This window comes from Xanthomonas sp. NCPPB 3442 (assembly GCF_056725145.1).
Genome location: NZ_CM161514.1, coordinates 2024413 through 2045368, shown reverse-complemented (window position 1 = coordinate 2045368; position 20956 = coordinate 2024413). Strand labels below are relative to the sequence as shown.

Annotated in this window: 22 protein-coding genes, 1 other RNA gene and 1 pseudogene; 8 read left to right on the top strand and 16 right to left on the bottom strand. The window is 66.1% G+C overall.

From position 1 onward, the window contains the following. Positions 1 to 74 precede the first annotated feature (74 nt). Entirely contained in the window at positions 75 to 1442 is a 1368-nt protein-coding gene (locus AC1POX_RS08920) for an FAD-dependent oxidoreductase (RefSeq protein ID WP_008576314.1), read from the top strand. Between the two features lie 239 nt (positions 1443 to 1681). Here AC1POX_RS08920 and AC1POX_RS08915 read toward each other — a convergent pair. Further along, a non-coding RNA gene (locus tag AC1POX_RS08915) (sX9 sRNA) lies at positions 1682 to 1758 on the bottom strand. Positions 1759 to 1905: 147 nt separating this feature from the next. Here AC1POX_RS08915 and sbcB point away from each other — a divergent pair. The 3 genes from sbcB to AC1POX_RS08900 all read left to right on the top strand — a co-directional run bounded on the left by sbcB (position 1906) and on the right by AC1POX_RS08900 (position 4725). Further along, positions 1906 to 3351, top strand: a complete 1446-nt coding sequence (sbcB, locus tag AC1POX_RS08910) for an exodeoxyribonuclease I (protein WP_014089841.1) — start codon at positions 1906 to 1908, stop codon at positions 3349 to 3351. Beyond that, positions 3348 to 4034: a DUF2461 domain-containing protein gene (locus AC1POX_RS08905; RefSeq protein ID WP_057681556.1), complete on the top strand. Its 687-nt coding sequence runs from the start codon at positions 3348 to 3350 to the stop codon at positions 4032 to 4034. Before sbcB ends, AC1POX_RS08905 begins: the two co-directional genes overlap by 4 nt. 124 nt (positions 4035 to 4158) lie before the next feature. Continuing rightward, positions 4159 to 4725: a DUF2939 domain-containing protein gene (locus AC1POX_RS08900; RefSeq protein WP_219196928.1), complete on the top strand. Its 567-nt coding sequence runs from the start codon at positions 4159 to 4161 to the stop codon at positions 4723 to 4725. Positions 4726 to 4806: 81 nt separating this feature from the next. Here the strand turns inward: AC1POX_RS08900 and AC1POX_RS08895 are convergent, their stop codons facing one another. The 8 genes and pseudogenes from AC1POX_RS08895 to AC1POX_RS08860 form a co-directional block, all read right to left on the bottom strand. Next, positions 4807 to 5772 carry a 5'-nucleotidase gene (locus AC1POX_RS08895; RefSeq protein ID WP_481108601.1) on the bottom strand — a complete coding sequence of 322 codons (966 nt, stop codon included), beginning with the start codon at positions 5770 to 5772 and terminating at the stop codon, positions 4807 to 4809. Between the two features lie 175 nt (positions 5773 to 5947). Next, the gene (locus AC1POX_RS08890) at positions 5948 to 6724 is read right to left on the bottom strand and encodes an NAD kinase (protein ID WP_011347007.1); all 777 of its coding nucleotides are present in this window, start codon (positions 6722 to 6724) and stop codon (positions 5948 to 5950) included. Between the two features lie 220 nt (positions 6725 to 6944). Continuing rightward, complete coding sequence (gene rlmKL, locus AC1POX_RS08885) at positions 6945 to 9080, bottom strand: bifunctional 23S rRNA (guanine(2069)-N(7))-methyltransferase RlmK/23S rRNA (guanine(2445)-N(2))-methyltransferase RlmL (protein WP_338334497.1); 2136 nt, start codon at positions 9078 to 9080, stop codon at positions 6945 to 6947. Then, entirely contained in the window at positions 9077 to 9268 is a 192-nt protein-coding gene (locus tag AC1POX_RS08880) for a hypothetical protein (RefSeq protein ID WP_074053196.1), read from the bottom strand. Before AC1POX_RS08880 ends, rlmKL begins: the two co-directional genes overlap by 4 nt. Continuing rightward, positions 9265 to 9741, bottom strand: a pseudogene (locus AC1POX_RS08875) (ATP-binding cassette domain-containing protein); the annotation flags it as partial. The gene AC1POX_RS08880 and the pseudogene AC1POX_RS08875, both read right to left, overlap by 4 nt. A 311-nt stretch (positions 9742 to 10052) precedes the next feature. Next, positions 10053 to 10559 (bottom strand): GNAT family N-acetyltransferase, encoded by a 507-nt coding sequence (locus tag AC1POX_RS08870; protein WP_029819137.1) that lies wholly within the window; start codon positions 10557 to 10559, stop codon positions 10053 to 10055. A gap of 40 nt (positions 10560 to 10599) precedes the next feature. After that, entirely contained in the window at positions 10600 to 11127 is a 528-nt protein-coding gene (locus tag AC1POX_RS08865; RefSeq protein ID WP_008576332.1) for an alpha/beta hydrolase, read from the bottom strand. Further along, positions 11124 to 11615 (bottom strand): MOSC domain-containing protein, encoded by a 492-nt coding sequence (locus tag AC1POX_RS08860; protein ID WP_008576334.1) that lies wholly within the window; start codon positions 11613 to 11615, stop codon positions 11124 to 11126. The genes AC1POX_RS08865 and AC1POX_RS08860 overlap by 4 nt, the downstream gene beginning before the upstream one ends. Positions 11616 to 11638: 23 nt before the next feature. Between AC1POX_RS08860 and AC1POX_RS08855 the strand changes: the two genes are divergently transcribed. Beyond that, the gene (locus AC1POX_RS08855) at positions 11639 to 12214 is read left to right on the top strand and encodes an N-acetylmuramoyl-L-alanine amidase (protein ID WP_008576336.1); all 576 of its coding nucleotides are present in this window, start codon (positions 11639 to 11641) and stop codon (positions 12212 to 12214) included. 219 nt (positions 12215 to 12433) lie between these two features. Here the strand turns inward: AC1POX_RS08855 and AC1POX_RS08850 are convergent, their stop codons facing one another. From AC1POX_RS08850 to AC1POX_RS08835, 4 genes are all read right to left on the bottom strand, one after another. Further along, the gene (locus AC1POX_RS08850; protein ID WP_184420661.1) at positions 12434 to 13387 is read right to left on the bottom strand and encodes a DUF1684 domain-containing protein; all 954 of its coding nucleotides are present in this window, start codon (positions 13385 to 13387) and stop codon (positions 12434 to 12436) included. Positions 13388 to 13475: 88 nt separating this feature from the next. After that, positions 13476 to 14348: a sulfurtransferase gene (locus tag AC1POX_RS08845; RefSeq protein ID WP_057681561.1), complete on the bottom strand. Its 873-nt coding sequence runs from the start codon at positions 14346 to 14348 to the stop codon at positions 13476 to 13478. After that, positions 14345 to 15148: a CoA pyrophosphatase gene (locus AC1POX_RS08840; RefSeq protein WP_014089834.1), complete on the bottom strand. Its 804-nt coding sequence runs from the start codon at positions 15146 to 15148 to the stop codon at positions 14345 to 14347. Before AC1POX_RS08840 ends, AC1POX_RS08845 begins: the two co-directional genes overlap by 4 nt. Positions 15149 to 15260: 112 nt before the next feature. Further along, positions 15261 to 15959, bottom strand: coding sequence for an FKBP-type peptidyl-prolyl cis-trans isomerase N-terminal domain-containing protein (locus AC1POX_RS08835; protein WP_004429231.1), 699 nt, complete (start codon positions 15957 to 15959; stop codon positions 15261 to 15263). 163 nt (positions 15960 to 16122) lie between these two features. Here AC1POX_RS08835 and AC1POX_RS08830 point away from each other — a divergent pair, with 163 nt between their 5' ends. Genes AC1POX_RS08830 through nth form a run of 3 tightly spaced genes read left to right on the top strand, consistent with a single transcriptional unit; the run spans position 16123 to position 18000 of the window. Next, positions 16123 to 16905 carry an enoyl-CoA hydratase/isomerase family protein gene (locus AC1POX_RS08830; protein ID WP_029819135.1) on the top strand — a complete coding sequence of 261 codons (783 nt, stop codon included), beginning with the start codon at positions 16123 to 16125 and terminating at the stop codon, positions 16903 to 16905. Between the two features lie 7 nt (positions 16906 to 16912). Further along, positions 16913 to 17293: a hypothetical protein gene (locus AC1POX_RS08825; protein WP_011346998.1), complete on the top strand. Its 381-nt coding sequence runs from the start codon at positions 16913 to 16915 to the stop codon at positions 17291 to 17293. After that, the gene (gene nth, locus AC1POX_RS08820) at positions 17290 to 18000 is read left to right on the top strand and encodes an endonuclease III (protein WP_372357010.1); all 711 of its coding nucleotides are present in this window, start codon (positions 17290 to 17292) and stop codon (positions 17998 to 18000) included. Before AC1POX_RS08825 ends, nth begins: the two co-directional genes overlap by 4 nt. Positions 18001 to 18222: 222 nt before the next feature. On the opposite strand, the gene AC1POX_RS08815 is transcribed toward nth, so the two are convergent. From AC1POX_RS08815 to AC1POX_RS08805, 3 genes are all read right to left on the bottom strand, one after another. Further along, positions 18223 to 19791, bottom strand: coding sequence for a SulP family inorganic anion transporter (locus AC1POX_RS08815; protein WP_008572157.1), 1569 nt, complete (start codon positions 19789 to 19791; stop codon positions 18223 to 18225). Positions 19792 to 19802: 11 nt separating this feature from the next. Continuing rightward, positions 19803 to 20483: a carbonic anhydrase gene (locus AC1POX_RS08810; RefSeq protein ID WP_011346996.1), complete on the bottom strand. Its 681-nt coding sequence runs from the start codon at positions 20481 to 20483 to the stop codon at positions 19803 to 19805. Positions 20484 to 20597: 114 nt separating this feature from the next. Then, entirely contained in the window at positions 20598 to 20918 is a 321-nt protein-coding gene (locus tag AC1POX_RS08805) for a hypothetical protein (RefSeq protein ID WP_014089829.1), read from the bottom strand. Positions 20919 to 20956 lie beyond the last annotated feature (38 nt).

Sequence of the window (20956 nt, the reverse complement as noted above, 5' to 3'; positions counted from 1 at the left end):
GGGGCCACCGTCGTTGCCAGTCGCTGTCTTCCCCTTTTCGCCGGCGCTGCGTCCGGCTGCTGCCGGACATTGCATTGAGCCCAGTTTCTCCGCGTTCCCTGACCCTGATCGGCGCCGGTCTGGCCGGTTGCCTGCTGGCCATCCTGCTGTCGCGTCGCGGCTGGCAGGTCACCGTGTACGAACGGCGTGGCGACCCGCGCATCAAGGGCTACGAGTCCGGCCGCTCGATCAACCTGGCGCTGGCCGAACGCGGCCGGCATGCGCTGCGCCAGGCGGGCGCCGAAGATGCGGTGATGGCCAAAGCGGTGATGATGCGTGGGCGCATGGTGCACCCAATCATCGGCCAACCGCAGCTGCAACGCTACGGGCGCGACGACAGCGAGGTGATCTGGTCGATCCACCGCGCCGCGCTGAATGTCGCCCTGCTCGACCTGGCCGAACAGGCCGGCGCGCGCGTGCATTTCTACCGCCGCCTGCATACCGTGGACTTCGACGCCGGCTATGCGCGCTTCATCGACGACCGCGACGACCAACCGCACGAGATCCACTTTCAGAGCTTGATCGGCAGCGATGGCGCCGGCTCGGCCTTGCGCGCGGCGATGCAGCGCAAATCGCCGCTGGGCGAACGCACCGAATTCCTCGATCACTCGTACAAGGAGCTGGAAATTCCGCCGCAGCCGGGCGGCGGATTCCGGATCGAAGGCAACGCGCTGCATCTCTGGCCGCGCGGGCGCTACATGTGCATTGCGCTGCCAAACGATGGCGGTACGTTCACCGTCACCCTGTTCTTGCCCAACGCCGGCGAGCCGAGCTTTGCCACCACGCGCACCGGCGATGAAGCATTGGCCTTGTTCGCACGCGATTTCCCGGACGCATTGCCGCTGATTCCGCAGCTCAGGGAGCATTGGGAAGAGCATCCGCCCGGACTGCTCGGCACGCTGACCCTGGATCGCTGGCATCTGGATGGCCGCGCATTGCTGATCGGCGACGCCGCCCATGCGATGGTGCCATTCCACGGGCAGGGCATGAATTGCGCATTCGAAGATTGCGTGGCGTTGGCAGATCAGCTGGACGCGCACGACGACCTCGCCAGCGCGTTCGCGGCCTTCGAGGCTGCGCGTCGCGACGATGCGGCCGCCATCCAGCAGATGGCGCTGGAGAACTACCTGGAAATGCGCGACCGCGTCGACGACCCCGACTTCCTGCTGCAGCGCGAGCTCGAACAGCAATTGCAGGCGCGCTGGCCCACCCGCTTCGTGCCGCACTACACCATGGTGACGTTCCTGCGCACGCGCTATTCGATTGCGCTGGCGCGCAGCGAGATCCAGCGCCAGATCCTGGTGGAGGCCACGCGGGGACACCGCGATCTCTCGCGCATCGACTGGGCTGCCTTGGAAGCGGTTGTGCACGCACGCCTGGAGCCGCTGGACGGCGCGCATTGACCTCTGCGGAAGACACGGAGGACGGCGTTGATGCTTGCACGGGCGACGGTGACGTGCCGGCTTGCGATGGGCGCCCAGTCGAATGTCCTTCCGGTGCGGTGGCGGTGGCTGCAGCTGCCAGGCACTTGCAAGCGCCCCATTGGGGGTCGCCAGCGCCGGAAAAACGCCGCACCCGGCCCGCCACGCGAGCGCTTCGCTCCTGGCCGTGGCTCACCTCCCGCACGGCCATGCCTTAGAGCGGCTAACAAAACGTAGCGAGCAGTCGTCAGGTGGGCGCGGACGGCGCGCTCAGAACCGTAGTGCACGAGTGGTACATGAGGATTCCGAGCACCGGCCGCACCCGCCTGGCGGCTGCGCAGTAGTTTTGTTGGCTGCTCTTAGCGTGACGTTGCCGCGATGAGGGATACTGGGCGGCACCGGCAGCGCATACGCCGTGCGCCGCGCATCTGGATGTCGTACCCGCATGCCTGACAGCTTTCTCTTCTACGACCTGGAAACCTTCGGCCAGGATCCACGCCGCACCCGCATCGCACAGTTCGCTGCGGTGCGCACCGATGCGCAGTTGCGCGTGATCGAAGAGCCCATCAGCTTTTTCGTGCAGCCGGCCGACGATCTGCTGCCCTCGCCCTATGCCACCATGGTGACCGGCATCACCCCGCAACACGCGCTGCGCGAAGGCGTCACCGAAGCAGAGGCGTTCGCGCGCATCGCCGAACAAATGGGCCGGCCGCAGACCTGCACGCTGGGCTACAACTCGATCCGCTTCGACGACGAATTCATCCGCTGCGGCCTGTTCCGCAATTTCTACGACCCGTACGAGCGCGAGTGGCGTGGCGGCAATTCGCGCTGGGACCTGCTGGATGTGCTGCGACTGGTCCATGCGCTGCGCCCGGACGGCATCGTCTGGCCGCAGCGCGAAGATGGCGCCACCTCGTTCAAGCTGGAGCACCTGGCCGATGCCAACGATGTGCGCGAAGGCGATGCGCACGAAGCCTTGTCGGACGTGTACGCCACCATCGGCATGGCGCGCAAATTCCAGCAGCACCAGCCAAAGTTGTGGGACTACGCGCTGCGCCTGCGCGACAAGCGCTTTGCCGCCACCTTGCTGGATGTCATCGCCATGCAGCCGGTGCTGCATATCTCCCAGCGCTACCCCGCCTCGCGCCTGTGCGCCGCAGCGGTGCTGCCGCTGACGCGCCACCCGCGCATCGACAGCCGCGTGATCGTGTTCGATCTGGAGGGCGACCCGGAGGTGTTGTTGCGGCTGAGCCCCGACGATATTGCCGACCGCCTGTACATCCGCGCCGCGGATCTGCCGGAAGGCGAACAGCGCATTCCGTTGAAGGAAGTGCATCTGAACAAGTCGCCCGCGCTGGTGGCCTGGCAGCATCTGCGCGCTGCAGATTTTCAGCGCCTGGGTGTGGATCACGACGCGGTAGTGGCCAAGGCGGCACGCTTGCGCGCCTTGGGCCCTGAACTTGCCGAGAAGGTGCGCCAGGTCTACGGCAGCGAACGCGCCGCGGCAGCAGCGGTCAACGATGCCGATGCCTCGCTCTACGATGGATTTCTGGCCGAAGGCGACAAACGCCTGCTTGCACAGGTCCGCGCCAGCGCGCCGGACGAACTGGGCGCGCTGGAAGCGCGCTTTCGCGACCCGCGCCTGATCGAGCTGCTGTTTCGCTACCGCGCGCGCAACTGGCCGCAGACACTCTCATTCGAGGAACAGGAGCGCTGGAACGTGTATCGCCGCCAGCGCCTGTTCGAAGACCGCGGCCTGGGTGAAGTCACCCTGGAGCAATACCACGCGCAGATTGCGGATTTACGGCGTACTCACCCCGACGATGCTACCAAGCAAGCCCTACTCGATCAGCTCGCCGCCTGGGGTTCGGACCTCCAACGCACGCTATGACCACCTACTTTTCCGACGCCAGCTTCAAGTTCCTGCGCGCCCTGGCCCGCCACAACGACAAGACCTGGTTCAACGACCATCGGCATCAGTATGAGGCGCATGTGCGCCAGCCGTTTCTGCAGCTGATCACCGATCTGCAGCCGGCACTGGCACAGGTCAGCGAACACTATCGCGCCGATCCAAAAACCCAGGGCGGCTCGCTGTTTCGCATCTATCGCGATGCGCGGTTTTCCAACGACAAATCGCCTTACAAGAACTGGCAAGGCGCGCGCCTGTTCCATGAACGCCGCCGCCAGATGCCGGCGCCATCGTTCTATATCCACCTGCAGCCGGGCGAAAGTTTTGTCGGCGCCGGCCTGTGGCATCCGGAGCCGGACACGCAACGCAAGCTGCGGCAATTCATTTTCGACAATCCCGGCAGCTGGAAGGCCGCCGCGCATAACCCGAAACTGCTGCGCAAATTCACCATGGACGACAGCGAAAAACTGGTGCGCGCACCGCGTGGATTCCCCAACGACTTCGAGTTCATCGAGGATCTCAAGCACCGCAACTGGGCGTACCTGCGTCACCTGGACGACAGCATCATGACCGGGCCGCGACTGCGCCAGACCATCGAGACGGACCTGGTGACCCTGGCCCCGTTCGTCGATTACCTGTGCGCGGCCTTGGACCTGGAATTTTGATGACACACTTGGCACGCGAATCGTGCCGCGCTGCGCCGATCCTGCGCGCACCGCAGCGACGTTACGCAGCCCTCGCCTACCTGGCGACCACGCCCCCGGCTTCAACAGCACCGGAATGCACACGATGAGGAAGCGCTGGTTGCTGCTGCCGGTGCTGGCCGTCGTGCTGCTGGCCGGGTACATCGTTGCCGGACCATATCTGGCCATCCGCGGCATCAGCCAGGCTGTGGCCAACCGCGATGCCGGACAGCTGGAGCGACACGTGGATTTCCCGACTCTGCGCGTCAACCTCAAGGCGCAGCTGGACGATTACCTGGTGCGCCAGGCCGGGAGCAGCCTGCAATCGAGCTTGCTCGGCGGGTTCGCCTTGCAGCTCGCCAGCGGCATCGGCGGCGCGGGCGTGGATACTCTGGTCACGCCGCTTGGGATTGGCGCGCTGTTGCAAGGCCACAGCGTCTGGAATCGAGTCACCGGCGACACCGTCAGCGCCGACACCTACGCCGCGCCAGCGCCCGCACGGCCGCTGCGAGGCGCCGAACAACGCTTCGAGTCCACTCGCTGCTTTACCGCAACTACGCATACCGCCACTGGCGCGCCGGTGGTGTTCGTTTTGACGCGGCAAGGCCTGCGATGGCGGCTGACCGATATCCGCCTGCCGTTGGCTGACGCGCAAGCGGGACAGGGACGCTAAGCGTCCCTTCGCGACAACACTTTGGCGCGTCAGCCAGCGCAGACGCCGCGCAGCCCCTCCTGTCGTGCGCGGGTGTGTGGCTCAGGCAAACGGCGGATCATTGGCCACGCCGTGCGGCACATGTCCGGCGGCCACGTGCTGATGCTGGCGCGCACTGTCGATGTTGTGCTGCGAATCGTCGAAGAAGATATCCGCACCAAACGCCTGAAGAAACGGGCCCTTGTGACGCCCGCCCAGGAACAGCGCCTCGTCCAGACGCACGCCCCACTCGCGCAAGGTGCGGATCACCCGCTCATGCGCCGGCGCCGAGCGCGCAGTGACCAGCGCCGTGCGGATCGGCGAGGCCTGGCCGGGCGGAAACGCCGCCTGCAAGGTGTGCAGGGCCGCCAGAAAATTACGGAACGGCCCCACCGACAACGGCTCGCGTGCGCGCTCGCGCTCGTGACGCCCGAAGGCTTCCACGCCCTGCTCGCGCGAGATGCGTTCGCTCTCGTCGCCGAAGATCACCGCATCGCCATCGAAGGCGATCCGCAGCTGCGTCGACAAACGGCTTTCGTCGTTGTCCACGATTGCCGCCGCGGCCTCGGCGCGTTCGCCCAGTGCGCGCGGCATGATGGTCGCCGCCGCGATGCCATGGCTCAGCGCGCGCCATACCGATTCCGGATTGGCCGAAAGAAACAGATCGGTCCCGAACGGCTTGACGTACGGCCAGGTCGGCTCGCCCGAGGTGAAGGTGGCACGCACGATGCCCAGGTTGTAATGCTGGATCGAGTTGAAGATGCGCAGGCCGGTATCGGCGGAATTGCGTGACAGCAGGATGACTTCCACCCGCGGCGCGTCCTCGGGCACATCGTGATTGAGCGCCAGCAGCTTGCGCACCACCGGGAACGCAACGCCAGGTTGCAGGATGTCGTCCTCATGCTCGCGCTGGAACGCCGAATACGCCTCCACTCCGTCGGCCTCGAACAGTGCGTGGCCTTCTTCGAGATCGAACAGGGCGCGCGAGGTCACCGCGACGGTCAATAACCTTGGGGAGTTGTCGGGCATTGGGGAGGCCGGGATTGGTGATTGGGAATTCGGGAGTGGTTTAAAGCAGGAACTGGAGGTCGGGATTTGATCGCCCATCCGCGCAGCATCGTAGCGCGTGCGCGCGATTCTAAAGACGACGTGGCACGCTGCTGCCGTTGCCAATCCCGAATCTCGAATCCCAAATCCCCGCTCCTCAAACCGCAAACTGCTCGCTGAAGATGCGCTCTTCCAGATTGTGTTCGGGATCGAACAACAGCGTGACCTGGCGTTGCGTGGATTCGCGGATGGTCACTTCGACCACGTCGCGAATTTCGTGCGAGTCGGCGGTGACGCTGACCGGGCGCTTGTACGGGTCGAGCACGCGGAAGCGCACTTCGGTATCGGCCTTGAGGATGGCGCCGCGCCAGCGCCGCGGACGATACGGCGCGATCGGCGTCAGTGCCAGCGTATGCGAGCCCAGCGGCAGGATCGGCCCGTGCGCCGAATAGTTGTACGCCGTGCTGCCGGCCGGCGTGGCCACCATCACGCCATCGCCGATCAGCTCGGCAATGCGGGTCTGGCCGTTGAGATCCACGCTCAGATGCGCGGCCTGCCGGGTCTGCCGCAGCAGCGAGACCTCGTTGTAGGCCAGCGAGCCGGCACTGGCACCGGATTCGGTCTGCACCTGCATTTCCAGCGGCCGCAGATACGCTGGCTCGGCGCGCTGCAGGCGCTCGAGCAGGTCGTCTTCGTTGTCGCGGTACTGGTTCATCAAAAAGCCGACCGAGCCCAGCTTCATGCCGAACACCGGCTTGTCGGCGGCGCCATGCCGGTGCAGCGTCTGCAACATGAACCCGTCGCCGCCCAGCGCACAGACGATGTCGGCGCTGTCCAGGGCATGGTCGCCATAGCGCTGCGTAAGGCGTGCGCGCGCGGCCACCGCCGGCTCGGCGGGGCTGGCAAGAAAAGCGATGCGAGGTGGTGCGGTCATCGTTGACTCCAGAGCATGCGAATCAGCATACCGCAGCCCTGTGCTGGGCTTGTTGTGGGCGCATTGCGATCATGCCCACGCCTTCTGCGCGTGCACGGCAGCGGTCGCGTCGTGGCAAGCACGCGCTCCCGCGCCTGCGACGCATGGCACCTTGGCAACCGCGTCTGCTGGCGTCTACGCGAGCCGAGCCGGCGCGCCATCGGACGCAACCGGCGCGAGCTCAGGCCGTCAACCGCCAGGCGCGATGAATGCGCGCATGCCGCTCGAAATCCGGGTCGATGGTGCGCGGGCTGATTTCTTCGCACTGCGCGAACTCCGCCACCCCTTCCTCGTCCAGCTTGAAGCGACGGAAGTTGTTGGAGAAATACAACACGCCCCCCGGCGCCAACCGCGCCACGGCCGCGCGCAAAAGACGCACATGCTCGCGCTGGATATCGAAATCTTCCGCACGCGCAGAGTTGGAGAAGGTCGGTGGGTCGCAGAAGATCACATCGAAGTGCGCACGCTCGGCTTCCAGCCAGGCCAGCGCATCGGCCTGCACCAGTTTGTGCTTGCTGCCGGCCAGCCCGTTCAACGCAAGATTCTCGGCGCACCACTGCAGGTAGGTTGCCGACAGATCCACGCTGGTGGTGGACGCCGCACCGGCCACCGCCGCTTCCACGCTGGCCACGCCGGTGTAGCAGAACAGGTTGAGGAACCGCCGGCCCTTGCTCTGCTGCGCCATGGTGCCGCGCAGCGGGCGATGGTCCAGGAACAACCCGGTATCCAGATAATCGAACAGGTTCACGCGCAGCAACGCGCCGTGTTCGCGCACGTGGACGATTTCGTTGCGCTGTTCGAAACGGCCGTACTTGCTGCCGCCCTTGCCGCGCTCGCGCGACTTCAGCGCCACGCGCTCGGCCGGCACTTCGAAGACCTCGCGTGCGGCGGCCAGCAATTCGTTGAGACGACGGCGCACATCGGCCTCGGGAATCGTCGCTGGCGCTGCGTATTCCTGCACATGCAGGAAGATGCGCCGGTCGCCGTCGGCTTGCTGGTACACGTCGATGGCGGCGGAATATTCCGGCAGGTCGGCGTCGTAGGCGCGGAAACATTCGATGCCTTCGCGCGCGCGCCACTTCTTGAATTTCTGCAGATTCTTGCGCAGCCGGTTGGCCACCATCTGCGCGCCCTCGCTGAGCGCGGTCGGTGCTGCCAGCGGGGTGCGTCGCGGCACTGCGATCGGGTCGCAGACGATCAACGCGCATTCGATCGCACCGTTGAACAGCTGGTATTTCTTGCCCGCGCGCAGGCCGGTGGCATACGCCAGCTCGGCATTGCCGCACAGCAGGCTGGCACGCCACTGGGGCACGACGCGCTGCAAGGTATCGCCCAGACGGCGATACAGCGCCGCATCGGCGGCCAGGCGCTCGTCGTAGGGCGGATTGCACACCACCACGCCGGTGGCCTGCGGCGGCGTCTGCAACGCACCGACTTCGCGCACGCCGAACCAGATCGCCTCGGCCACGCCGGCCACCTGCGCATTCTCTTTCGCGGCGCGGATGGCGTGCGGGTCCATGTCGCTGCCATGGATCACCTGTTTGAGCGCAGCACGGCCGACGCTGTCGCGTTCGCGCGCCTCGCTCACCAGCTGCTGCCAGCTCTCGCGGTCGAAGCCGCGCCAACGGCTGGGCACATCGCTGCCGTAGCGCTGCAGACCGGGCGCGACATCGGCGGCCATCAGCGCGCCTTCGATCAGCAGCGTGCCGCTGCCGCACATCGGGTCGAGCAAGCCGCCGCCATCGGCATAGGCGCGCGGCCAGCCGCCGCGCATCAGCACCGCTGCGGCCAGATTTTCCTTCAACGGCGCCTCGTTCTGCGCCATGCGCCAGCCGCGTCGATGCAGCGGGCCGCCGCCCAGGTCCACCGAAATGGTGGCGCGGCCCTTGCGCAGCGACAGGTTCAGGCGCAGGTCGGGGTTTTCCACGTCCACCGACGGGCGCTCCAGGCCCTGCCGGCGCATGGTGTCCACCACCGCGTCCTTGATGCGCTGCGCCGCATAGCGTGCGTGGGTGATGGCGGTCCCGGACACATGTGCGTCCACCGACAGCGTATGCCCCACAGACAGATGCGCGTCCCAGGGCAGTTCGGCCACGCCGGCGTACAGCGCGTCTTCGTCCGGGCAATCGAATTCGGTCAGCGGCCACAGCACGCGGCTGGCCAGGCGCGACCACAGCACGGCGCGCTGCGCATCGCGCAGTTCGCCTTCGACGTTGATGCCGGAAATAGTGGCGGTGGCCTTGCTGGCACCGAGCGCAAGCAGCTCGTCGGCAAGCAGGTATTCCAGGCCCTTGGCGCAGGATGCGAAGAATTTCACGTAGGCAGGTATCGATAGAGACGCTGGCCGCGGCGGCGAGCGTGAAAGCAGGACAGCGGGCCGGCGCCTGGGTGGGCAATGCCGCGGCCGCGGTGGACGGGCCGCAAATGGTCGGCCATCGCGGCCGGCATTACCAGCCCGGCGCCCGGATCGCCCGCCGCACGGTTCACCACGCCGCCAGCCCCTATTGCGCCTGTGCCGTGTCCAGGCGCTGCTGCAGGCCCAACCGCTGCAGGAGGGCGGCATCATGCGAGGCGACGATCAGCGCCCCCTGATGGCCACGCAGCAGCGCCTCGATCGCTTCCACCGAGGCCAGATCCAGGTGGTGGGTGGGCTCGTCCAGCACAGCAGTTGCGCCGGCTGCGCCCGGTACAGCGCGCAGGCCAGTGCCGGCTTGAGCCGCTGGCCGCCGCTGAGCTGGCTGCAGGGCAGGTCGGCACGCGCCCGGTCCAGCCCCAGCAGCGCCAGGCGCAGCCGCTGTGCGTGGGCCGGCGCAGCCGGATCCGCGTCCTGCAACTGCGCAACGACCAAGCGCCGGGTCCAGCAGCGCCAGGTGCTGATCCAGATAGGCGGTCGGCGCATGCACCTGGCAATGCCCGGCGCCGGGCTGCAGGCGCCCGGCCAGCAGCTGCAGCAATGTGGACTTGCCGCTGCCGTTCGGGCGACCAGGCCAATCCGCCCGACCAAGCCGGTCGCGCGTTGGTCGATATGGATGTTCAGATCGGAAAACAGCGCGCTGCCATCGGGCAGCGCATGCGCCACGCTTTCCAGCGTCAGCGACGGACAGTCATCCGGGTCTCCATTGCATGCCAGCACACGTGCCGATCCAACCGGTCCAGCAGCGGGTAGGCCGTCATCACGACGGCGGCATCAATGGCGCATCGGACCAATCCTCAGGTGAAGTGCAGCCAGTCCAACCTGCCGCACTGGCAGCGACACCGGCGCAACAGGCCGGGCCAATGCAGCCGGCGCTCAACCCAGCCCGAACGCCGGGTGGTAAGCCACATCGGCCAGCGGCAGCAGCCGGTCGCCGAACGCCAGGGCTTGCAATTCCGATGCAGGCACCTCGGGCAACACCAGGCCAGGTTCGACCGCAAAGCCCAAGCGCCGGAAAAACGCCGGCTCGCCCAGCGCCAGGCAGCCTGCGGCGCCGCGCTCGCGCAACGTGGCAAGCGCGGCCTGCACCAGCCGCGTCCCCAGCCCTTGCCGTTGGTGGCCGGGCCCCACGGCCAGCGGGCCAAGCGCGAACCAGCCGGGCGAATCGTCCGACAGCGCCACCGGCGAGACGGCCAGATGCCCGACCACGTAGCCGTCGTGGTCGGCGACCAACGACAACACGAGTGCGCCGTCCTGACGCAATCCTGCAATCACCTGGTGCTCGTCATGCCGGCTGTGTTCGGCGCGCATGAAGGCCACCATGGTCAGCAGTTCGATGGCAGCGGCGTCGCCTTCGGTGGCTTCGCGGATCAACACGTTCATCGGTGGCACCGCGCGCAGCCATGGCTGGCAACCGTCCGCATCACAGGCCCTGCAACAACGCTGCGAACGCGCGCGCCGACGCGTCGACGTGCGAGGCCAGACGATGGTCATCGTCGACCAGCAGCAGGCGCGCATGCCGGGCCTGCGCCCAGGCGATCACGTCGGCGGCCGGAATCAACGCGTCGCGCCAGGCATGCACGATCGAGATCGGCACCGATGCGGCGTCCAGCGCCGGCATCGGGCCCATCTTGGTCGGCGGCACCATCAGAAACAGGCCGCGCGTGGGCACCTGCAACGACACCATCCCGGCGATATACGAGCCCAGGCTGGAGCCGGCCAGCACCACCGGCCCCTTCTCGGCCGCCGCCCGCGCAATTTCCAGCAGGCGTTGCAGCCGGCCTGGCACGTCGCCCAGCGTACTCACCTCGCGGCGTGCATCCAGGTCAGTGTAATCCGGGCGCTCATGGGTCCAGCCCAACTGCTCGGCCACGTTGGCCAGCGCGGTCACCTTCAAGGCGTCCGGGCCGCTTTCGAAGCCGTGCGAGAGGATGCAATGGCCGCGACTCATAGCGCCTGCACCGTATCGCCGATGCGCAGCACGCCGCCGCGCAGCACGCGTGCGCACAGCCCACCGTGGCCGCGCATGGCGTTATAGCCGCCCGCACCCAGGGCATCTTCCATGCGCGAACATGGGTCGCACGGGTCGGTGCCTTCCAATTCGATTTCGCCGATTCGGAATCGCCGCCCTTTCAGCGCGATCAACGCAATTCCGGACACCACCAGGTTGCGCCGCAGCGTCGCCGGCGCGATGGTGGCGTGTCCTGACAGCGCCGCGATCACCGGCAAATGCTCGGCCTGGATCAGGGTCACGCCGCGCTTGCCGCTGCCACCCTTGTAGCGGTCTCCCACAAGACCCATACCGGTGCTCACCTGCGCCGCGTCCACTTCCTGCATCGCCACCTCACGCGCCGGGCGCACGCCGATCCAGGTCACCTGACCGGTCTGTGGCAGCGTCGCCATCAATTTGCCCAGAGGGCTGTCGGGATTCAAAGCCATCGGGCAATGCTAGCATCCGCTCCATGTCCGATGCCGTCTTGCCGTCGCCGCCAATCACCTATGCGCCGTTATCCTACGAATCGCGGTTGGCCAGGCGCGCGCTCACCCAGATCGACATGGTGGTCATCCATTGCACCGAATTGCCGGACATGGCGATGGCGCGCGAATACGGCGAACGCGTGCTTTATGACAGCGGCACCGGCAACAGCGGGCATTACTACCTCGATCGCAACGGCAGCATCCAGCAATACGTCGCCCTGGAGCGCGTTGCGCATCATGTGCGCGGGCACAACCCGCATACGCTGGGCATCGAACTGGTCAACCGCGGCCGTTATCCGCACTGGCTGGATTCGCGGTATCAGCAGATGACCGAACCGTATCCCGAAGCGCAGATCGCCGCGCTGATCACCTTGTTGCAATGGCTGCAGCAGCAGCTGCCCTCGGTGCGGCGCATCGCCGGCCATCAGGCGCTGGATACCACCCAGGAAGCCGCCAGCGACGACCCGGCCCGTAAAATCCGGCGCAAGCTCGACCCCGGCCCGCTGTTCCCGTGGCCGCGCATCGAAGCGGCGGTGAGCTGGTCGCACACGCCGCGTTAGGAGGCGCTTTCTTGCCACTGCCGGTGGGCGAGTCACTGCGTTACGTCGGTCATGCCCGGTCGCGCCCGACAGGGCCGAGAAGCGATCCAACCTGCGTGCCAGCCGCGCCGTCGAAAGACAGCGTCGCCCGGAGAACACGCACGTGACCGCTCCCGGATGCTGTGATGAGCCATCGAAAACACCTCTTGCCTCGCACACCGTCCACCCGTTGCAGCACACTCAACGTTCGGTCGCACGGTAAGTCTTCTCGCCGGCATTCACTGCCACGTCCAACCGGTTTTCAGGCGGCGCGATGGGGCAGACCACATGGGGCGTCAGTGCGCATGGCGGGTTTTCGGCCAGATTGAAATCCAGGACCACCTGACCATCGCGGGGCGAGGTGGCAAACAGATACCGCGCGCCGCCATAACTCTCCTTGCCGCTGGTGCGGTCGGCGAACAGGAAGAACAGGCCCTGGCCATCTTCCTGCAGCAGCGGCCGCAAGCGGTATTCGTGGCCGTTGAGCGAGAACACGGCTTCTCCCGGCACCTCCACGGTGAGCGGCGTGCCGATCGAGGTCAGCAAGGTGGTCGTGCGCGGCGTTGGATAGGGTTGCCACTGCGCCTGGATGCGCCACTGCGGATCGGTCGGGAAATATTCCAGCCCGTCGAACTGCGTCAGCGCCGGCGCTGCCGGGTCGCGGAAGCGCCAGCCATACAAGGCGCCGGTCTGCACCAGGTAGAACTGTCGGCCCCCCACGTCCAGCCGGTCGCCGCGCTGCCCTGCCCGCTCTGGTTGCAGGCGTACGTCGCCGATGCGCTGCCCGTTGAGCGTCACCGCGGCAGAGCCATCTGCGCGAAAGCGTATGTGTCCTGCAGCATCCAGCGTCAGTTGCCCCAGCTGCGCAGGGCCGGCAGGCAGGACGATATCGCTGAGCGGGTCGCTGCCCACACGGTACTGGCCGGCGCGCACGCGCCCCGAACCGGTATAGCTCAACCACCCATCGGGCGCCCGCAGCTGCCTCAGCCGCTCCGCGCGCGCGCGTTCCAGCGCGACTTCGTACACATCATGCGGCGCCGCATTGCGATGAGCGACCGCAGGCGTATCGCTGACATCGGCGGACGACTCCGCCGAACAGGCAGCCAGCGTCCACACCGCGACGCACAGCGCGCCAATCCGTAACTGCAACCGCATGGCTCACCCAGCACTGCAAGAAACTGCGCTCCGCGCAGCGAACCTGCGTCCCCACAGGTCACCGTTCCTGCCGCCATTGTGCCTGCAATCAGGCGCCGGTCGCGACCGGGCGCGAGGCATCTTGCAGCCAACCGCTCCAGGAACCGGCGTAGACGCGCGCACCGGACAACCCGGCCACTTCCAATGCCAGCAACAGATGGCAGGCCGTCACGCCCGATCCGCACATCACCACCGCCTGCTCGGGCCGGTACGCACCCAGCAACGCGGACAACTCGGCGCGCAGTTCGGCAGCTGGTTTGAAGCGACCATCACGCAGGCTCAGTCCCAGCGGGCGACTCACTGCACCGGGCACATGCCCGGCCACCGGGTCGATCGGCTCGACTTCGCCACGGAAACGCTCGCCCGCCCGTGCGTCCAGCAACCAGCCCGGCGCCTGCTGCAGGCGCTGCGCGATCTGCTCGGCATCCACCACCGCCGTGGCGTCAAAGTGGCCCGGATACGCGGTGCCGCTGCGCAAGGCAGGCGACTCGGTGCTTTCCGAAAAACCGGCCGCACGCCACGCGGCCAAGCCACCGTCCAGCACCGCCACCCGGCGATGGCCCATCAGCCGCAACATCCACCACGCGCGCGCGGCCGCCATGCTGCCATCGCCTGCGTCGTAGACAACCACCAGGCTCTGCGGATCGATGCCCCATTCGCCGAGGCGTCTTGCAAAGGCCTCGCTATGCGGCAACGGATGCCGCCCCTGCGCCGGCCGTGACAGATCTGCAAGGTCGTGGTCCAGATCGGCATAGTGCGCGCCGGGCAGATGCCCCTGCGCGTACGCCTTGCGCGCTGCGTGCGGGTCTGGCGCAGTCGGTGGCGCGGCACGCGCATCCAGCAGACGCAGCTGTGGATGCTGCAACGCGGCCGAAAGCGTGGCGGCATCGACCAGCGTGGTCCAGTTCGGATCGGCACTCATGCAACCTGCTCCAGGCGACGACGAAGATTGAGAAGAATGGCGGCGGTGGCGCCCCAGATACGGTGGGCAGGCCAGTCGTATTCGAGCACGCGTCGCGGGCGTCCGCGGAACTCCAGTTCCACACTGCGCAGATTGTCCGGGTCCATCAGATAGGCCAGCGGCACTTCGAAGACGTCCGCTACTTCATCCGGCTGCGGCACCGCCACGAACGCCGGGTCGATGACCGCCACCACCGGCGTCACCCGAAATCCGCTCACCGTCACAAACGGATCCAGGTACCCCAAGGCATGCACGTGCTGCGCCCCCAGCGCGATTTCTTCGCAACTCTCGCGCAGCGCTGCAGCAGCGGCATCGGCATCGGACGGCTCCATCCGCCCGCCGGGGAAGCTGACCTGCCCGGCATGATGGCGCAGGCTGTCCGTGCGCCGGGTCAGCAACACCGTCGTGCCCTGTTCGCGCGGCACCAGCCCGCACAGCACCGCCGCTTCGGCAGACGGGTCGCCGTCGGTCAGGTCGATCAGCTCGGCATGGTTCCAACCCGGCCCGGCCGGCGCGGTATCCAGCGGATACAGCGCCCGCCTCAACTGCGCGTATTCGGGCAGCCGCGCCGTCAGCGCGCGTGCGGGCAGCACCGTGTGCAGATAGTCCTGGCGTTCGGCGTCGCTCATGCTCATCCAGCGTGCAATTTCATCCAGGCTGCGCAAACAGCCGACGCAGTGCGACTGCGCGTCCAGCGAACATACACCGATACACGGACTGGGCAGAGGGCCTGCCTCGGATCCGACATCGTTGCCACTCATCGCTGGGTCCTGCAGCCGCTGCATCGTTGCATCGTTCTCTTCAGACAATCGCTGGACCAAAACGACAACGCCGGCCTAGTGGCCGGCGTTGTCGCAACAACATCACATGCAATTACTTGACGCTGACCAACTTGATCTCGAACTGCACAGCCACGTTCGGCGGGAACGGGGTACGCGGGTCGGCACCGTAGGCCTTTTCAGGCGGCAGGGTCACTTCCCACTTCGAGCCGGCCGGCATCTGCAGCAGCGTGTCGCGCATGGCCTGCATTTCGACTTCGCTGACCTTGATGGCCGGGATCTGCTGCGCCGGACGTGCCTTCTCGCGGTCGCCGAACGGGAACGGACCGGCCACTTCCAGCTGCACGGTGCTGGCCTGGGTCGGCTTGGCGCCCTTGCCGGCTTCGATCACGCGGTACTGCACGCCGCTCGGCAGCGTCTGCACGCCGGCGGTGCTCTTGTTCTTGGCCAGGAACGCATCGCTCTTGGTCTTGTTGGCTGCAGCGGCCTTGTCGTACTCGGCCTTGGCCTGCTGGGCACGGCCCTGCTCGCGCTTCTGGAACGCCTCAACGGCCGGCTTCAACTGGTCGGCAGTGATGGCCGGCTGCTTCTTGGCATAGGCGTCCTGCAGACCCTTTACCACCGAGTTGATGTCGAGCTGCTCGCCGCGGCCGGTGAGCTCGGCAAGGTTGTTGCCGTAGTCGTAGCCGAAGTAATAGCTCAACTTGCCCTTCTCGGACGTCGTGTCCTGGGCCAGTGCATTGCCCGTCAGGGCCAGGGCCGCCACAGCGACCGCGATAGAACGCAACTTCATCAAACAATTCTCCAGGGTGGTGGCACAGGACGGGTCTGCCGCCTGAGATGACGCGCTAGGATAGCGGCCGCGATACCGAACCGCTACTTATCGCGAAAGCTAGGACCAGCAAGGGTTTGGGAAGTTCCGTGTTTACTATTTTTTTACGTTCGCAAGGGTTCACATGTCCAATCACGTCATTCTGATCGCCGATCACGCCAGCGTCCGGACGATTACGGTCAATCGGCCGGACAAACTGAACGCATTGAACCGGCAGACCATGCAGGCCCTGGATCAGGCGTTCCAGGACGCAGCCAATGCGGACGATATACGCGCCGTGATTCTCACCGGCGCCGGCCCCAAGGCCTTCGTGGCGGGTGCCGATATCGCGGAAATGAGTGACCTGTCGGCAATCCAGGCGCGCGAGTTCTCGTTGCTGGGCCAGCAACTGATGCGCCGGATCGAGCGCATGCCCAAGCCGGTGATCGCGATGATCAATGGCTTTGCGCTGGGCGGCGGCCTGGAGCTGGCAATGGCGTGTCACCTGCGCATCGCCGCAGCAACAGCGCGCCTGGGGCAACCGGAAATCAATCTCGGCCTGATTCCCGGCTTTGGCGGCACGCAGCGCCTGCTGCGCCTCACCGGCCGCGCCGCAGCGCTGGAACTGTGCCTGCTTGGCCTGCCGATCGACGCGGCCCGCGCACTGCAATTGGGCCTGGTCAATCGCGTGGTCGAAGCGGATGCCCTGCACGAAGAAACGCTGGCGCTTGCGCAACGCCTGGCAACTGCAGCGCCGCTGGCACTGCGCGGCATTCTGGATGCGGTGGTGTTCGGCGGCGAATGCGCCATCGAGGAAGGCCTGCAGCTGGAAACCGCGCAATTTGCGTTGTTGTTCGCCACTGACGACATGCGCGAAGGCACTCGCGCATTCCTCGACAAACGCCCTGCCCAGTTCCACAACCGCTGATATCGCCATGACGCTCGAGCTCATTCCGGCATCGCGTCCGTTGGCGCTGCGGTTGTTCGATTGTGTGCAGGCCGACGACCTGGATCGTGCGCTGGCACTCGGCTTGATGGCGTATCTGCCCGACCCGCAGCACGATACGCTGGACGCCGACTGCCCGCAGGTCTGCGCCACGTTGCTCAGCGCGCAACGCCGTCTACAAGACGCCTGGGCCGCGCGCGAACGCTACCGCGCGCGCTCGGCGCGCCTGCAACGGCGCGCCACCGAACGCGATGCGCGCAGGGCGCCCGCCCCGGCACCCAGCCAACCGGCAACGCCCGCACTGCCGCCGCTGGCCGCTGCCATCCTGGCGCGCGCGAAGGCGAAAGCCGCTGGCGGAGCGCAGCCATGAACACACCCCAGGCAATGGTACCGGCGCGTCGTGGCAGCAGCATGCGCAAGCCCGAGATACAGGAGATGTTCGAGCGCCTGCGCGAACTCAATCCGCACCCCACCACCGAGCTGGAATACACCACCCCATTCGAGTTATTGATCGCGGTGCTGCTGTCGGCGCAAGCCACCGATGTCGGCGTCAACAAGGCGACCCGCAAGCTCTATCCGGTGGCCAACACCCCACGCGACATTCTCGATCTCGGCGAGGAGGGCCTGAAGCGGTACATCTCCACCATCGGCTTGTTCAACGCCAAGGCCAAGAACGTCATCGCCACCTGCCGTCTCCTGCTGGAGCGCTATGGCGGCGAGGTGCCGCATGATCGCGCCGCGTTGGAAGCGCTGCCCGGCGTGGGCCGCAAGACCGCAAATGTGGTGCTCAACACCGCCTTCGGCGAGCCCGCCATGGCCGTGGACACGCATATCTTTCGCGTTTCCAACCGCACCGGCCTTGCGCCAGGCAAGGACGTACGCGCGGTCGAAGACAAGTTGGTCAAGGTGATCCCGGCCGAGTTTCTACACGATGCGCATCACTGGCTGATCCTGCACGGACGCTACGTCTGCAAGGCACGCAAGCCGGATTGCCCGGGCTGCGTGATCCACGATCTATGCCGCTACCGCGACAAGACGCCACCGGCGCCTGAGCGGCAAACAAAAACCAAGAATTGAGGCAGCAGTGGCGCCGGAGCAACGGCGCAACCGCGCAACCTGATCCCACTCAGCAAACCACAAGGTCGCAGGCTTTCACGAATCCCGACTCCCGACTCCCGAATCCCGACTCCCCACTCCCCCAAAAAAAAAATCGTGACCGGATGATGCGTCTTTCGGCGCCATGCATCACCCGATCACGATGGGGGTCACCCGGCGCGAACGCCGGGCGTTTACAACACTTTACGCAGCTTTCGCCTGCTCGACGCGCTGTTCCACCAGCACGCCATCCACCGTGGGCTGGCCTTCGACACGTCGATCCAGCTCCTTCCAGTCCACCACCAGTTCGCAGCCGCGTGAGGCCGCATTGCGGCTCCAGTCGCGCAACAACTCGATGCAGGCATGATCGACGTGGTGCAGCTTGGCCACATCCAGATGCAGCGCAGTGTTCGGCGGCACGCTTTCCAGCGTACGTGCCATGGCCGGCACCTTCAGGAAGGTGGCCGAACCCTGGAGGGTCAGATGCATTTCGTCCTTCTTGTCGGCGTGCTCGCGCACCTCGACCTTCAGACGCGACGAATGCAGTGCCAGACGGAACAGCGACAGACCGAAGCCGATCAGCACGCCGGTCAGCAGGTCGGTGGCCACGATCGCGAAGGTGGTCGCCAGGTAGATCGCGGCCGTTCCGCGGCCATAGGTCGCCAGTTCCTTGACCTGCCCGATCTTGATCATCTTCACGCCGGTATAGACCAGGATGCCGGCCAGACAGGCCACCGGCGTCATCCGCAGCAGCCACGGCAACAGCATGGCGAACACCAGCAGCCAGCTGCCATGCAGGATGGTCGATGCACGCGTTGCCGCACCGGCCTGCACGTTGGCCGCGCTGCGCACGATCACCCCGGTCATCGGCAATGCCCCCAGGAAGCCGCAGAGCATATTGCCCACGCCCTGCGCCGCCAGCTCACGGTCGTACTGCGTCCGCGCCCCCTGATGCATGCGGTCCACCGCCGCCGCCGACAGCAAGGTCTCGGCGCTGGCGATGAAGGCGAAGGTCACTGCCGAGACCAGCAAGGTGTGGTTGAACACGCCGAAGATGTCGGAAATGCTGGGGATGCTGATCGCAGAGAACAGATTGGTCGGGACATCGACCTTGTTGACGTTCAAGCCCTGCAACTGCACGGTCGCGGTGACAACCACCACCGCGATCAATGCACCCGGCAAAAACCGCAGGCGCTGAGGGCGCAGTTTGTCCCAGGCCAGGATGATACCGATCGTCGCCAGACCCACGAACAGCGCATTACGGCCGGTCCCCTCGCTGATGGCCTGCCACAACACGCCAGGCAATGCAGCGAAGTTTTCCAGACCGCGGGCCTTGGGCGCGGCATCCATCAAGACGTGCGCCTGCGAGGCCACGATCAGGATGCCGATGCCCGACAACATGCCGGCCACCACGGCCGGCGATGTCATCCGGAACCAGACGCCTGCGCGGCACAGACCGGCAATCAGCTGAATTGCGCCGGCCACCAAGATCACCGGCCCGAGCGCAACAGCGCCGTGCTCCCGCACCAGTTCGAACACCAACACAGCCAGGCCGGCGGCCGGCCCGCTCACCTGCAGCGGAGAACCCGCCAGAAAGCCGACGACCAGACCACCCACGATGCCGGTGATCAGGCCCGCGGCGGGCGGCATGCCGGATGCGATCGCGATACCCATGCACAGCGGCAGCGCGACAAGGAAGACCACCACGGACGCCAATAAATCACGCCCAAACAGTCCCTGGCGGAAATATCCGCCGATACCTGATGTGTTCATGGCAGGCTCCGTCAGGCGAGTTCAGCGCGCACGACTTGCTGCAGTCGCGGGCGTGGAGTGGCTTCGGGGGTGCTTTCGGCCAGCAGTGGCCGGAAGCCACCCTTCTCGGCATCGAAGGCGCGGATCTCCCCGTGCGCGATATCGTAGATCCAGCCGTGGATGCGCAACGTGCCTGCCGCCAGGCGCGCTGCCACCACCGGCTGCGTGCGCAGGTGGTCCAACTGCGAGACCACGTTCTCTTCGGTCATGCAGCTCAGCGCTTCATGGCTCTGCGGATCGTGCCCGTGATGCGCGGTGACATGGCGCGCCGCATCGGTGTGCTTGAGCCACGCTGCCACGGAGGGCACGTCTTCCAGCGACTCCGGCTTGAGCACGGCCTTCATCGCACCGCAGTCGGTGTGCCCGCAGATCACGATGTGGCGCACGCCCAGCACTGCGATGGCGTATTCGATCGCTGCCACCACGCCACTGACATGTTGCGAGTACGGCGGCACCACATTGCCGATATTGCGATAGACGAACAATTCGCCTGGCTGTGCGGAGAAGATCAGCTCCGGCATGACGCGCGAGTCTGCGCAGGTGATGAACAGCGTGTGCGGGCTCTGGCCGCCTGCCAGTTCCTGAAAGCGCGCACTCTGACGCGGATAGACTTCCTTACGGAAATGGCGAAAACCTTCTAGCAAACTTTCCATGGGAGATTCCTCTAGGCAACGAATAGCCATCCGCGGCGCAAACCGCGAATTGCAAGACAAACAAATCAATTGGGAATCCGGCGCGGAATGCACCGGGTGCAGCGACAGCGGGGATCAGCCAAGCAGTGCGTTTGGAGGACGCAGCTGTGGGATCAGGTCGCGTTTTTGATTTGCCGGCGCGTGATGCGCGTGCCAAGAGGGGGAATACCGCGCCAGCATCGGCCATGCTTGGGAAAGCAAGGGGATATCGTCTGCAGGCTGTGTGTCGACTTGGCTCTGTGTATCGCCGTCGTCCTGCGGATCTTCTGCTGCATCGCGTTCTTCGCCAGCATCCACCATTACCGCCAGGCCGTCGCCCACGAACGCATGATGCATGCGCGCGTGCGCATTGGCTGCCGACCACGCGGAAAGCGCGAGCAGGCAGACCAACAGCATTTGGAGGAATCGAGGAAACATGGCCTCGAAGCTAACAA